13 protein-coding genes are annotated in these 13319 nt (G+C 54.9%); 3 read left to right on the top strand and 10 right to left on the bottom strand.

Annotation, left to right across the window (positions count from 1 at the left end):
* From ACTIKR_RS17780 to ACTIKR_RS17765, 4 genes are all read right to left on the bottom strand, one after another.
* On the bottom strand, positions 1 to 570 hold a 570-nt coding region (locus ACTIKR_RS17780), incomplete at its 3' end, for a CoA-binding protein (protein ID WP_442328555.1).
* Positions 571 to 573: 3 nt separating this feature from the next.
* A complete protein-coding gene (locus tag ACTIKR_RS17775; RefSeq protein ID WP_128393132.1) occupies positions 574 to 1344 on the bottom strand; it encodes an enoyl-CoA hydratase/isomerase family protein in 771 nt (256 codons plus the stop codon).
* An 83-nt stretch (positions 1345 to 1427) separates the two neighbouring features.
* Positions 1428 to 2222 (bottom strand): flavin reductase family protein, encoded by a 795-nt coding sequence (locus tag ACTIKR_RS17770; protein WP_128393133.1) that lies wholly within the window; start codon positions 2220 to 2222, stop codon positions 1428 to 1430.
* Between the two features lie 20 nt (positions 2223 to 2242).
* Complete coding sequence (locus ACTIKR_RS17765) at positions 2243 to 3304, bottom strand: LLM class flavin-dependent oxidoreductase (RefSeq protein ID WP_130304189.1); 1062 nt, start codon at positions 3302 to 3304, stop codon at positions 2243 to 2245.
* Between the two features lie 113 nt (positions 3305 to 3417).
* On the opposite strand from ACTIKR_RS17765, the gene ACTIKR_RS17760 reads away from it, so the two are divergent.
* Entirely contained in the window at positions 3418 to 4353 is a 936-nt protein-coding gene (locus tag ACTIKR_RS17760) for a LysR family transcriptional regulator (RefSeq protein WP_193089858.1), read from the top strand.
* Positions 4354 to 4357: 4 nt separating this feature from the next.
* Here the strand turns inward: ACTIKR_RS17760 and ACTIKR_RS17755 are convergent, their stop codons facing one another.
* The 6 genes from ACTIKR_RS17755 to ACTIKR_RS17730 form a co-directional block, all read right to left on the bottom strand.
* Positions 4358 to 5251: an SMP-30/gluconolactonase/LRE family protein gene (locus ACTIKR_RS17755; protein WP_442328554.1), complete on the bottom strand. Its 894-nt coding sequence runs from the start codon at positions 5249 to 5251 to the stop codon at positions 4358 to 4360.
* Between the two features lie 27 nt (positions 5252 to 5278).
* Positions 5279 to 6253 (bottom strand): tripartite tricarboxylate transporter substrate binding protein, encoded by a 975-nt coding sequence (locus ACTIKR_RS17750; RefSeq protein WP_442328553.1) that lies wholly within the window; start codon positions 6251 to 6253, stop codon positions 5279 to 5281.
* A 131-nt stretch (positions 6254 to 6384) separates the two neighbouring features.
* Positions 6385 to 7353 carry a Bug family tripartite tricarboxylate transporter substrate binding protein gene (locus tag ACTIKR_RS17745; RefSeq protein WP_442328552.1) on the bottom strand — a complete coding sequence of 323 codons (969 nt, stop codon included), beginning with the start codon at positions 7351 to 7353 and terminating at the stop codon, positions 6385 to 6387.
* Between the two features lie 423 nt (positions 7354 to 7776).
* On the bottom strand, positions 7777 to 8757 hold the full coding sequence (locus ACTIKR_RS17740; RefSeq protein WP_193089860.1) for a Bug family tripartite tricarboxylate transporter substrate binding protein: 981 nt from the start codon (positions 8755 to 8757) through the stop codon (positions 7777 to 7779).
* A 70-nt stretch (positions 8758 to 8827) separates the two neighbouring features.
* A complete protein-coding gene (locus ACTIKR_RS17735; RefSeq protein ID WP_442328551.1) occupies positions 8828 to 10339 on the bottom strand; it encodes an AMP-binding protein in 1512 nt (503 codons plus the stop codon).
* A 9-nt stretch (positions 10340 to 10348) separates the two neighbouring features.
* Positions 10349 to 11221 carry an SDR family oxidoreductase gene (locus ACTIKR_RS17730; protein WP_193089873.1) on the bottom strand — a complete coding sequence of 291 codons (873 nt, stop codon included), beginning with the start codon at positions 11219 to 11221 and terminating at the stop codon, positions 10349 to 10351.
* Between the two features lie 153 nt (positions 11222 to 11374).
* On the opposite strand from ACTIKR_RS17730, the gene ACTIKR_RS17725 reads away from it, so the two are divergent.
* Together ACTIKR_RS17725 and ACTIKR_RS17720 are read left to right on the top strand one after the other, a co-directional pair.
* Positions 11375 to 12298 (top strand): LysR family transcriptional regulator, encoded by a 924-nt coding sequence (locus ACTIKR_RS17725; protein ID WP_442328550.1) that lies wholly within the window; start codon positions 11375 to 11377, stop codon positions 12296 to 12298.
* A 590-nt stretch (positions 12299 to 12888) separates the two neighbouring features.
* Complete coding sequence (locus ACTIKR_RS17720) at positions 12889 to 13155, top strand: hypothetical protein (protein WP_442328549.1); 267 nt, start codon at positions 12889 to 12891, stop codon at positions 13153 to 13155.
* Positions 13156 to 13319: the final 164 nt, after the last annotated feature.

The raw sequence follows: 13319 nt of genomic DNA, 5'->3' as shown, positions 1-13319 counted from the left end.
GCCTTTGCGGGCGACGTTCTGGACGACATAGCTGCCGATATTGCCGGACTGGGACACGATGCCCATATGGCCGGCATGAGGCATGCTCTGTTCAAGAATAATAGAGAATGAGCCGATCACCCCTTGGGCCACACTGATGATGCCCAGGCAGTTGGGGCCCAGCAAACGCATGCCATGCTTTCTGGCGATGGCAACCATTTGCGCCTGCAGCACGGCGCCTTCGGGCCCCGCTTCTGCAAATCCGGACGACAGCACAACCACTCCCCTCACCCCACGGTCGGCACAATCCTGCAACGCCTGTACTGCTGCCGAGGCGGGAACGGCCAGCACCGCCATGTCTGGTGCCTGCGGCACATCGGCCAGGCAAGCATAGGCGGGCAGGCCCTGGATGGTGCCACCTCGCGGATTGACTGGATAGATTGTTCCCCCGTAGCCGTACTTGCGCAAAAAATAGATGGGACGCCCACCGATCTTGGTAATGTCGTCGGACGCGCCGACAATGGCGATCCCCTTGGCCATGAAGAACGCATTCATTCCGGCGCCCGGCTCAGGTGCAATGCATGTATCCATTTTTCAGCAGCCTTTGAACTTGGGTTCGCGTTTTTCCAGGAAGGCCATGCGCGCTTCGCGTGCATCTTCTGTCTTGGCCAGCAGCATGGTGAACTCTTGCTCAAAACGGTAGGCATCACGCTGCGGCATCACATCGACCATATTGGCGGCGCGCTTGGCGTAAATGGTAGCCAGCGGCGCCTTGGCGGCAATTTCATGCGCCAGCGCCATGGTGACCGGGAGCAGTTCTTCTGGCTTGAGCACATCTTCCAGGACGTTGCGACGCAACAGTTCATGCGCGGTCAATCGCTGGCCGGTATAGAACATGCGGCGCAGCGTGGAACGGCCAAATAGCGTACGCAGCATGGAGGCGCCCCCTGCCAGCCCTACATTGATTTCGGGCATACCGAAAGTTGCGTTTTCAGAGGCATAAAGAATGTCGCAGGCCGCTGCCAGGCCCAGGCCAGCCCCCAGCGCTGTCCCATTGACGGCGGCGATTACCGGTTTGGCGCATTCTCGTATCGCATTGCCGGTTTCCCGGGTAATGCGATTGTGTTCCAGGAAGTCGCCGGCAATGTTCTCATCGGGACGATCTTTGAGGTCTGCACCGGCGCAGAAAACCGTGCCCGTAGCCGTCAGAACGGCACAACGCACATCGCTGCGGGCCGAGATCTCATCAAAAGCCGACACAAGCTGGCGTCGCATCTCGCGGTTCAGCGCATTGACCGGCTTGCGATCCATGGTAACCAGCGCAACATAATCGGATACGTCGATATGAACAAATTTTTCAGTCATGGTGTTTTGTCTCGAAAGGGTGTTGCGTGCCGAACAAGCGCGCCAGGCCGCTTTGCCTGGTCAATCCGGCAACAATGGATTAGCTAGAGCGGTAGCGGCTCCAGTCGGTGCGTGCCGGCATTGAAGTTGATCATCGGGCTGGCTTGCCGGCTGACCGAGCGGCGGATTTTGCCCACGATCATCCGATGGGTGCCCAGCGCCTGGGTGTTGACAATGTCGCATTCCACGCTGGCCAGCGCATCGTTCAGGACCGGCTGGTCATGCAGGCCGCTGCCCCAGTCGCCCTTGGAAAATCGGGCCGGGCCCTGCTTTTCGCACAGAAAGGCGGACATCACATCGCGATGCGCCTCGCCTAGCACATTGGCAACAAAACGGCCATTGGCCAGCAACGCCGGCACAATCGATGAACTTTCATTGATAAAAAAACCCACCAGCGGCGGTTCGGCCGAAATCGACGTCAGACTCGATACGATGATCCCGGCCACCTGTTGCCCGCTGCCAGTGGTCACGGCGCTGATGCCCGCAGGCAGCGCACGCATGGCGGCTTTGAATTCAACTTCGGTCACGACCTCGTCAATTTCGTTGCGTTCGATATGCACGCGCACGTCGCCGTGTTCATCCACCCAACCGGCCTTGGTTGCATAAGCCATCATTTGTGCAAACCCGGACTCCCATTGCGCATCGCCGGCCCGATCCGCCAGAAACCGCAGTACTGCCGGTGACAGCCGGATATGATTGTCATCTTCTCGTCGACCGATTTTCAAAATCGCTTGTTCCAGCTTTTCGGGCGCTAGCGGATCGACCAGAACGTCAAGCTTGCGAAATTCGGCAGCATCAAGCACGGTGATGGCACCGGTATTTGTCAAATGAATGCGCATGGTGGTCCCCTGCGGGTCGGTCAGGCAGCAGCCCGAAGACCCAGTTCCTTGTTGATGGCCGGGATGATTCTGTCACCCCACAGTTCAATTTGCTTGAGCATGGTTTTTTGATCGAAGTCGCCCAACTGCGTTTGCAAGGCAATATGGTTCGGCTTAAGGATGCTGATTTCTTCCAGCAGCTTGTCGATGACCTGGTTGACCGAACCCACTGGCAGATTCTTGCGCAACTCGTCAAAAGTGACGTCTGTCTGTGAAGGCACTTCCTTGATCATATAGCCGTCTTCGGACTGGGCGCGACGAAACTTCAGGCTCTCGGAAATACGGCGCTGGAACCGCGCACTGTCCAGATAGGCATCAATTTCCGCCTTGTTATCCGATGCATAGCCACAACGCAAGAAGCCGAACTTGACGTCACGATCCAGATCGCGACCATTATCGTCGGCGACTTTCTCCAGGCGCTCGCGCAGCTCTCTGATGCCATCGTTACCCTTGAGCAATGCGGTAACAAACAGATTGTGATTCTCGCGTACGCCGCGACCAAGGGCTACCGGATTGCCCGAAGTAATCCACAGGGGTGGCATGGGCTCCTGCAGACAGCGTACGGCAATGGAGCTGGGCGGCATGGACAGGAACTGGCCGTGATATTCGAAGGTCTGTTGGGTCAGGCCCATGGGGATCATGTCCAGGAATTCGTTGTATATCTTGGAGGCGTCTTCCATCTTCACGCCGAACCGTTCGAATTCGAAAGCCTGATAGCCCGAGCCGATGCCCAGGTCAAGGCGACCGTCCGAGACGGTGTCGACAAAGCCGACTTCAGCCAGGAAACGGGCTGGATGATACAGCGGCAGGATGCAGACGGCGGTACCCAGACGAATTCGCTTGGTCGCGCCCGCACAGTGCGCCACCATCATAAGCGGCGAAGGCGACAGGGAGTAGTTATTGAAGTGATGCTCTGCATACCAGGCATTATTGAATCCGGCCTGTTCTGCGGCGATGGTCTGCTCGACCGAATTGCTGATGACTTGCTTGGACGTCTGGTGGTAGCCACGTTGTTGCGCAAGAATAAATACACCGAATTCCATAAGGACTCCTCTTTAATATGTATTGATTGACTTGCTGCAATCTTAAATTATAATTACCAGATGATGGAATAGACAAAAATCGCTTGTCTGTCCTGCATATTCTGAGGTAATCAATGGATCGTCTTAAAGCAATGGAGCTTTTCCTGTCGGTGTCCCGCAGCGGCAGTTTCACCGAAACCGCAAGGCAATTCGGTATTTCTCCAACGTCCGTGTCCCGAATGATTACCGAACTGGAGCAGGCGCTGAACGTCAGATTGCTGCTGCGCTCTACGCGCCAGGTCATGCTGACCGAGGCCGGCCAGGAGTATGCCAATCAGCTGGAGGGCATCCTGTGGAGTATCAACCACGCGCACGACAGCATTACGGCCATCAGCACCTCGCCTCAGGGGTTGTTGCGGGTCCATTCCCGGGTCATGTTCGGGCTGGGCGTGCTCACACCGCTCCTTGCGCGCTTTCGTACCCTGTACCCCGACATTCACGTCGAACTTATTCTGGCCGAAGCACAGGCTGATCTGCGCCTTGCGCAAATAGATATCGATTTTCGCATCGCCCCGCCGGTGGAAGCCGGCTTAAAACGCAGGATTCTGTTCAAAAGCGAACGCCATCTTGTGGCATCCCCGGACTATATTGCGTCGATGCCCGCGCTTACAGCGCCGCCGCAACTGGCTGACCATGCCTTGATATGCTATTTGAAACCGGGTGAGGGCTATGTTTTCCGCTTTCTGTCGGATAAGGGCATTGACGAGGTGGCCCTGCACCCGCGTCATGTCACCAACAATGGTATTGCCCAGCTGGAACTGGCCAGACTGGGAGAAGGCATTGCCCTGCTTGACGACTATACGGTAGCCAACGATATTGCCCAGGGACGCTTGGTACGCCTGCTGCCCGATTTCCGGGTAACCAATTCCTCTTTCGAAGACGGTATCTATGCCACGATTCTGGACACGCCCATGATCCCGGCCAAGATCCGGGTCTTCCTGGATTTCGTGGCCTCCGAAGTCTCGGGCAGCGACCGCCGGTTCCTGGCATACCGCCAGCTTGGCGGGTAGGCTGTTAGCTCGCCATACCGATGCGGGTGCGCGCCGGCGCCCGCCCCTGCGCGTCAATGCCACGGACACGCAGCACGGCGCCGTCCAACGGCTTGTCGCCCCTTAGACGGCCACTATCACGGATAGATGTAACGAAGAGCTCATCCAGGTTTTCCCCGCCAAAGCACAGCGACGCAGGATGGGTCAAGGGCAGTTCAATTTTGTGCGTCAGGACGCCGTCCGGTGCGAAACGGGCAATAGCACCGGCATGCACCAAAGCAGTCCACAGCCCGCCGTCCGAATCAAAACAGCAACCATCGGGACCGGATGCATACGCCTGGGTGTTGACAAACACGCGCCGGTCGGCAAGCGTGCCGTCCGTTGCAATGACGTAGGAATAAATGGTGCGAACACTGCTGTCGCTCACGTAGAATCGCCCGTCCACCGGACTGATGCAAGGTCCGTTGGTGATGCCGATATTGCTGTCTAGCTTGACGAGGCGGCCATTTGGATAAAGCCGGTAAAGACCGCCAAGGGGCGACTCCCCTTCGTTGCGAAACACATGTATGGTCCCGACAATAAAGGAACCATCGGCCAGGGCTTCGCCATCATTCAGACGCAAATTGGGATGGCGGTCTTCAATCTGCGCGATTGTCTGCTGCACACCAGTGGCCAGGTCATAAAGCGCGATGGTTTCCCTGAGCGCCACCACCAGACGGCCATCTGCGTTCAGGGCAAAGGAGCCGGCCGGCGCCGGTACGTGGCTGGTCGCTACCGTCCGGCCCGTTGCCGGATCAATCTGATGAATAAGGCCGGCGCGGCAGTCCATGAACCAGAGTCGCTGGCTTTCCGTATCCCAGATGGGGCACTCGCCAAGCGCAGCGCGGACCGAGCCTACCGGCTCAATATCGATAGTCATAAGCCAAACAAAAGAAAACGTAAAACGCTAATTGATAATGATTTTGTTGTCGCGAATCACTTTACCCCAGTGCTCACGGTCGGCTTGCAGTTGCGCATCCAGCACGTCGGGGCCGCCCGCTTTTTCGGTCTGGCCATTGTCCCGAAGCAGCTTTCGGAATGTGTCGCTCTGTACGGTTTTGACGGCGGCCGCCCCAATCTCATCGATGATTTTGCGTGGCGTCCCCTTGGGGGCATGCAACGCAGTCCAGTAGGACGACTTCAGTTGCGGATAACCCAGTTCGGTGACCGTAGGGATATCGGGAAACGATGGATCGCGTTTATCGGTGGTGAGCGCCAGGATCTTCAAATCACCGGCTTGCTGATGTTGAATCAGGGAAATCGGTGTGGCAAATGACAGATCACCGCGCCCTGCCATCAGGTCAATTAACGATGCCGTATTGTTTTTATACGACACCGCCGTGGTAGGCGCCTTGAGGGTTTTGGTGAGCATCCACCCAAAAAGATCGGTGACGCTGCCCGGACCCATCGTCCCATACAGTAGCGGCCTATCGGCCTTTTTCGCATAAGCAAGCAGTTCGTCCATCGATTTGACACCGAGCGAAGTTGGAACGGTAATGGTCAGCGGACCATCAAACAGCATGGCTACGGAATCAAAACTATCGAAACCATACTGCAACTTGGGACGCAGCATGATGTTCAGGGAAATAGGCCCGGTTCCGCCAAACAGCAGCGTATTGCCATCAGGACGAGCGCGAGCCACATAAGACGTACCTATAATGCCATTGGCACCGCCCTTGTTCTCGACAATTACGGGACGCTCCAACTCCTTGCTCATTCCTTCAGCCATCAGCCGGGCCAGACTATCGGTGGCCCCCCCTCCCGCGTATGGCACAACAATCGTAATGGGCTTGTTGCCATCCAGGGCAAACGCAGGCGCTGCCCCAGCCAAAACCTTACTTATTGCCGCGACAATCAAGCCGCGCCGCATTTGATTACACATTCGTGTTCCTCCTGAAATCCTGCTGCCTGACCGTACCCGGCTGTAACCGCCGGTGAACCGGACGCCGCGCGCTCTGGCGGCCACCGTTAACCTTCCGACGGCACGGCCCGCTATAACGACAGCGTTGGCGATTAGTTGATGACGATTTTGTTTTCGTTGATGACTTTGCCCCAGTGTTCGCGGTCGGCCTGCAATTGCGCATCCAGCACTTGCGGTCCACCGGCTTTCTCGATCTGGCCGTTATCTATGAGCACCTGCTGGAACGCTTTGGCTCTGACTGTTTTCATGGCTGCGGCGGCCACGTCATTGATGATCGCCGCTGGTGTGCCTTTTGGGGCCAATAAAGCTGTCCAGTAGGATGTTTTCAACTGGGGATAGCCCAGTTCGACCACCGAAGGAATGTTTGGAAAATGCGGTGATCGTTTCTCGGTACTCAAGGCCAGGGCTTTCAGATTTTTCGCATTCTGGATCATAGGTATCGGTGTGGCATAGTTCATGTCGCCGCGTCCAGCCATCAGGTCCATCAACGCCGAATTATTATTCTTATAGGCTACGGCAGTTAACGGAACACCGAAGGTTTTGGAAACCGTCCGGCCATACAGATCCGAGACGCTGCCCGGGCCCATGGTGCCGTATAACAGTGGCTGCCCGGACTTTTTACCGTAGGCGACCAGCTCGTCGATAGAATTGACGTCCAGCGAAGTGGGCACCGTGATGGTCAGTGGCCCGTCAAACAGCATGGCCACTGAATCAAAACTGTCAAAACCATAGGGCAGTGACGGGCGCAGCAGAATATTCAATGAAACCGGTCCCGAGCCGCCCAGCAGGAAGGTGGTCCCGTCCGGCCGCGCACGGGCAACGGATGACGCGCCGATAATGCCATTGGCGCCCGGCTTGTTTTCGACAATCACATGGCGACCCAGTTCCTTGCCGACCCCGTCGGCCAGAAGGCGGGCAAAGTTGTCATTGGTACCGCCGGCAGCGTAGGGCACGACGATGGTGATAGGCTTGCTGATGCCCTGCGCGTATGCGGGCAGCCCAATTGACATAACGACACTCAGTGCAGCAGCAATTAATTTGCGTCGCTTGATATGGCGCATTGATGTTCCTCCAAAACGATTGCAGTGCCGGGCCTGACGACGTTGCTGCGGATGAGGCAAATGAATCGATATCCAATCCCTTGGTATTTACCCTGATGCTGTGCAGCAGACCGTCACGTCGGCTTGTGGCTTGTTGTGAGGAGTCAATCATATATTTGATTTGAATCAAGTATTACCCCGCGCATTTGCAGAACTGTTTTACATGGCAGCGATAAATCCGCCGCCCCCGGTTGCGCCGCACCGGCAAGAAAATATGGAACCCCCTCAGTTCGCGAGTGACATCAATGGCTTATCTGTCGCCGGAATCCGGTCGACAATGGTGTTGTTGTGGTTGTCGGCGGCGCACGCATGACGCTGGCATAAAATTCCAAAATACTGATACTCGCAAAACTGCACCGACACCTGGGCACGTTACCGCCGCTTTCAGTCCAGCGTAATCCGGTTATTTTCTATCACTGTCTTCCACTTGGCGCGATCCTCATCAACAAACTGATCGACCTGTTGCTGCTCGCGTGGTTGTTGTATATAAAGACCCAGCGTCTCGAATCGTTTTTGGAATGATTCATTCTTTAGCGTGGTATCGATAGCCGTCCTGAGGGCATTGACGACGGCATCGGGCGTGCTTTTGGGCACGGCAATACCGAACCAGGTCGATGCTTGATAGTTAGTCTTGCCAATTTCCGATACGCTTGGCACATTGGGCAGAACATCCAGGCGCCTGGGCGATGTGACGGCCAGCGCCTTGATTTTTCCATCCTTGATGAGTGGCAGCGAAGTACTGACAACATCGATCATCAATTGCGTATCATTGCTCATGAGTGAGGTCAACGCCGGCGCACTGCCATTATAGGGAACGTGGGTTGCCTTGATGCCATATTGGCCGAGCAATAATTCGGTGGCCAGATGCAAGGGGTTGCCGTTTCCCACGGAAGCATAGTTAAGCTTTCCTGGATGCCGCTTGGCGTAGTCTACAAACTTGTGCATACTATCCAGGCCGGATTTTTCATTTGTGATTACAACAAGCGGAATGTCGGCAACGATGGAAACGATACGGTAATCGCGTTCGGGATCATAGGGAAAATTCTTGTAAAGCAGCGGGTTGAGCACCATGCTGGAATTGCTTGCCAGAAAAAGGGTATAGCCATCGGCGGGCGAGCGCGCCACCTGGGTCGCGCCTATTTTGGTGCTGGCCCCGGGTTTATTTTCCACTACTACCGCTTGTCCGAGCGCCTGACCCATGTTTTGCGCCAGCGCCCGCGCCAGTTGGTCCGCCGCACCTGCCGGTGTATATGGCACGACCAGCCTGATGGGCTTTTCTGGATAGGCGGCGCAGGCCGGCGCAGCCGCTGCCAGGCCGAACGTAGCGGTAGCGGCAACAATGATGTTTGCAATGCGTTGATTCATGATTGAGTCTCCTTGGTTATTCGTTTTGCCACTCAACGGGCTTTTTTTCCATCAAACGATGACATTCGTATTAGACTTTCCGGCTATGGTCAGCCCAGTATTTATCGCGTAGCAAGCGCTTGTATATTTTCCCGGAGTCATCCCTGGGCAAGGCCGTATCGATGAGGAACTGACGGGGAATCTTGAATTTGGCCATGCGTGCCTGCAACCAGCATCCGATCGCCTGGGTGTCCAGGGTTTGGCCGACTTGTGGTTGAACAAACGCAAGAAGCGACTCACCAAATTCGGCATCAGGGATACCGATAACCGCGCAATCGGCAATGCCTTCATATTGCAAGAGCTGATGCTCGACTTCTGCAGGATAGATATTGACTCCACCGGAGATCACCATGTCGGATTTGCGGTCGCAGACAAATAAAAAGCCATCTTCGTCCAGGTAGCCAATATCACCCAGGCTGATCAATCCCTCTTTGTCGATGTCGTTGCGCGCCTGCGGATTATTGCGGTAATGAAAATCAGCATACGCAGGTTGCCGCACATAGATATAACCGGCGACACCGGGTGCGCACTCGACCCCGTCTTCGTCGTAAATTCTGATCACGGCCTCACCCGCCGGTTTGCCCGCACTGCCCGGCTTTGCCAGTGCCTGATGCGAGTCCAGCAATGTAATTAAGCCGGCCTCGCTGGAGGCATAGGTTTCATAGACAATGGGGCCTAACCAATCGATCATTGCCCGCTTGATGTCCGGCGCACAAGGGGCGCCTGTGGAAGCGATAAATCGCAGGGAACTAAGGTCATAACGTTGGCGCGACTGCTGGTCAAGCTTGAGCATGCGCACATACATGATCGGCACAAGATACAGGACTTCAATGCGGTAAGTCTGAACCAGCTGCAGCACTTCCAAAGGATCGAACCGGTCTGTCAATACAAAGGTATCGCACATTTGCAATGCATTTTGAGCAAACAGACTGGGCGCGCTGTGATAAATAGGCGCAGGCAACAATGCCCTGCACCCCTGGACCAGGCCGAACGTTTGTTGCAGCAATTTTTGCGCCGCCAGCTTGCGCTCTGCAGCAATCTCCGGCGGGAATACATGCCGTACCACCCCCTTTGGCTTACCGGTCGTGCCGGACGTATAGGCCATGTGCCCGCGCGGCGCGTCCGCGTATTGGTCGCTTTCCGGGAACCCCTCGCACCAGCTTGCATAGGGCAATGGCGCGTTCTCCTCACCACTGCAAGCGGGATGTTCGCCCACGATCAACACAGGCATGGAAGGTGGCACCACCGCTTGTATGCGGTTCCAGAATTCGGCATGCACAATGAGCAGTCGCGCACCGCTATCGCTGAGCAAAAAGCCGACTTCCGCTGCAGCAAAATGCCAGTTGACGGGGCAGTAGGTCGTGCCGATCTGCCGGCTGGCGTCGATGGCTTCCAGATAGGCTTCGCTATTGCGCAACATGATCGCAAACGTGTCGCCTGGCTTTATACCAAGTGCGCGCAGGCCGAAGGCCAGCTTGCGGGCCCGTGACTGATGCACTGCCTTGCTGGTTTTTCTATCCTGGACAACAATCATCGCTTCCATCGTGGCTCCTTAACTTTGCGCAACAGATGCCGTTCGCGCCTGAATGCGTTCACGGGCAACTTGCCAGTCATTTTTATCCCATTCGAAATACTGCTTGAAGTACGCACCGTTAGCCAGCCAGTCACCACCGTCCAGGGCGATGGTCTGCCCGTTGAGCCAGCTGTTTTCCGGGCATAGCAAAAAGGTGGCCAGATTGGCAATGTCGCTGAACTGGCCAAGGCGTTGCATGGGATTCTGGCTGACCAGCGCATCGGTGTTGCTCTCGGTAGGACGCAACCTTGCCGACGCCCCCTCTGTTGGAATGACTCCCGGGGCGATGGCATTGAATCGAATGCCATGACGCCCCCATTCGATGGCGAGCGATTTGGTCATGGTATCGACAGCAGATTTGGACATGGCCGAAGGCACGACAAAAGGCGATCCGGTCCAGACCCAGGTGACGACGATTGATACCACGGAGCCGGGATGTTGTGTGGCAATCCAGCGTTTGCCTACCGCCTGGGTGACATAAAACGTGCCATTGAGCACCGTTTCGGTAATTGCCTTGAAACCTTTGACCGAAATATCCTCGGTCGGACAAATGAAGTTGCCGGCCGCATTGTTGATTAATGCGTCTACGCCGCCATGCTCGTCCCAGATATGTTGGACCATTTGGTCGACTTTGTCTGAATCCCTGATATCGACCGAATGCACAAAGACTCGGCTGTCCGGAAAGTTCGCCCGCAGAGCCGCAGCGGCCTGTTCCAATACGTGCTGCCGGCGCCCGCAAAGATGCACCTGCGCACCAAGGCTGACCAGCTTTTCGGCCATGGCCAGCCCCAGACCGGTTCCGCCCCCTGTTACCAGCACGCGCTGGCCCTGAAATAGATTTTCTGAAAAAATTTGATTTTGCATGCTTGTCTCCTGTGCAGACGAGTGTAGCAATGCCATCTGCTGGCAACAATGCGGATAAATAGCTAATATATGTTTCCCACGAGTTGACAATAAAAATACGGATATTTCGTGTGAAATTGAACCGACAAGGAGAAGAACAAGATGGACAACTACAGTGAGCTGGACCTGAACCTGATCCGCTTGTTCGTGACGATCATCGACACCGGCACGCTCAGCGAGGCGGCAAAACGCCACCACATCACAAAGTCACACGTGAGCAAGAGCCTGAAGCGACTGGAAGCGCAGTTAAATACCCAGTTGATTCGCAGATCAACCCGACGCCTGGAACTCACCCAGCAGGGTGAGGTGCTGTACCAGCACGGGCTGGGCATATTGCGTGAACTGGAAGCCGCAACCAATCAAATGTTAATGCTGGGTGCAGAGCCGACCGGCACTGTAAGACTGAGTGTGCCAACCGGGTTGGGTGAACTCACTTTGCAGCCGATTTTGATCGATTTCAAGAAAGCCTATCCGCGGCTTAATCTGCACATCATGTTTTCGAATCGCGTAAACGATCTGATTGAATCCCGGGTAGATGTCGCCTTGCGGGTCGTGGCAGAGCCTCCCCAGGATTATGTCGCAAAGAAAGTGTGCGACGTGCAGTGGCGCCTTTGCGCCTCGCCTGATTATCTGGCTGCGCACAGCTCCGCAGCACAGGACCCGCAGCAGATTGCACAACTGCAATTCATTTGTTCATCGAATCGGCGTTTCCACGAGCAGATCATGCTGGAAAACGGTAAAACTTCCACAAGGCTGAAGCTACAGCCCGGCCTGCAGTCGGAGAATTTCCGCTTTTTGCTCACGGCCGCCAAAAACGATCTTGGCGTCGCGCTATTGCCCAGTTACGTTGTTGCACGTGATGTGGCTGACGGCCATCTGCAGGTGGTATTGCCGCAATATCGGATCGCCGGCATTGACGCGACACTTTATATCCTGACCACAGCCAGGCCGCACCTGGCATCGGCCGCCATCAAGACATTGACGCAATATTTGCAGGCACAACTCAAAACGGTATTCAGTGAATGAACGGCAGTGCCTGCGCATAGCTCATTAAACGTGGGCGCAGTATCGCCCATGGATCATTGGCCGTGGTGGTGGCTGTTTCAGGGGTACCCGGGTCTGAACAGTATTCGTGCAAGATGATTTTAATGATGTGAGAAGGTCGCGGCGGCTTAGCAAACCTACCGATCAGAACTGGGAACACGGACCCGGACTCTATGAGCCTTGCCGCCCGATCGCCAAAAATTTCAACAAATAGAATGTCTCATCTCTGACGTATCCAAATTTATGGGTTTGGTTTTTCTCTACGACGTTGTTATGCCGTAACTAGTCAACGCTTCACAGGTCGTTTGGAACTGCATTGTTGCAGTATATTTTTTTCAGACATTAAATATTTTTTTGAACTTCTGTTTCTTGGGCGCTAGAAAGTGTGTCCAATACACTATCGGCGGCAGCTGCTAATTTATAGTATTTAAGCAAGTAGTCCCATATCAGCGGACTTGTTTTTAACCAAAACAGGCACACATTCTGATTTGTTCGATGATTACTCAAATATACTTTGAATATTCATTCAAAGTATAAATATATTTTTTCAGAGATCAGGTAAGGAGTGGAGTATGGGCCAAATTGCCACCCAACTAATTCGAACAGCACCGCAACTACTTTGCATTGTCGCTATAGTGATATTTATCATTCAAGCCCTGGGCGTGGTCATGGGAATTATTGAAATGCTGAACTCTGGGCCAGGATCTGGAGTCATGCTTTGGCTCGGCCTCTTCGGTGGGATCGCCTCAGCCGCCTTTCAGCCGGCAATCTTAATAGCCGTTGCGGCAGCAGTTACGCATCTTGAGAGAATAGCTAATCTGCCTAATTTAGAAAAATAAATTGTCTCATCTAGGCATTGAGCAGGATCGGCTTTGCCGCGAAGCGCCTTCGACTTGAATGAACTGTTAGACCTCCGTCTACTCTGGCAACACAAGCATGAGTAATCAAGAGCCTGTAAATAAAACTGTGTAAACCGTCTATCATTACACCCAGACCGGGTAAA

Source organism: Advenella sp. (assembly GCF_052108595.1).
Taxonomy (GTDB): Bacteria; Pseudomonadota; Gammaproteobacteria; order Burkholderiales; family Burkholderiaceae_B; genus Advenella.
Note: the sequence above shows the minus strand (reverse complement) of the source record. Positions and strands in the feature narration are given on the sequence as shown.

What these genes read in the sequence shown, in the direction of transcription:
- ACTIKR_RS17775 (WP_128393132.1), bottom strand. Translation starts at nt 1,344, where the DNA reads ATGACTGAAAAATTTGTTCATATCGACGTATCCGATTATGTTGCGCTG.
- ACTIKR_RS17770 (WP_128393133.1), bottom strand. Translation starts at nt 2,222, where the DNA reads ATGCGCATTCATTTGACAAATACCGGTGCCATCACCGTGCTTGATGCT.
- ACTIKR_RS17765 (WP_130304189.1), bottom strand. Translation starts at nt 3,304, where the DNA reads ATGGAATTCGGTGTATTTATTCTTGCGCAACAACGTGGCTACCACCAG.
- ACTIKR_RS17760 (WP_193089858.1), top strand. Translation starts at nt 3,418, where the DNA reads ATGGATCGTCTTAAAGCAATGGAGCTTTTCCTGTCGGTGTCCCGCAGC.
- ACTIKR_RS17755 (WP_442328554.1), bottom strand. Translation starts at nt 5,251, where the DNA reads ATGACTATCGATATTGAGCCGGTAGGCTCGGTCCGCGCTGCGCTTGGC.
- ACTIKR_RS17750 (WP_442328553.1), bottom strand. Translation starts at nt 6,253, where the DNA reads ATGTGTAATCAAATGCGGCGCGGCTTGATTGTCGCGGCAATAAGTAAG.
- ACTIKR_RS17745 (WP_442328552.1), bottom strand. Translation starts at nt 7,353, where the DNA reads ATGCGCCATATCAAGCGACGCAAATTAATTGCTGCTGCACTGAGTGTC.
- ACTIKR_RS17740 (WP_193089860.1), bottom strand. Translation starts at nt 8,757, where the DNA reads ATGAATCAACGCATTGCAAACATCATTGTTGCCGCTACCGCTACGTTC.
- ACTIKR_RS17735 (WP_442328551.1), bottom strand. Translation starts at nt 10,339, where the DNA reads ATGGAAGCGATGATTGTTGTCCAGGATAGAAAAACCAGCAAGGCAGTG.
- ACTIKR_RS17725 (WP_442328550.1), top strand. Translation starts at nt 11,375, where the DNA reads ATGGACAACTACAGTGAGCTGGACCTGAACCTGATCCGCTTGTTCGTG.
- ACTIKR_RS17720 (WP_442328549.1), top strand. Translation starts at nt 12,889, where the DNA reads ATGGGCCAAATTGCCACCCAACTAATTCGAACAGCACCGCAACTACTT.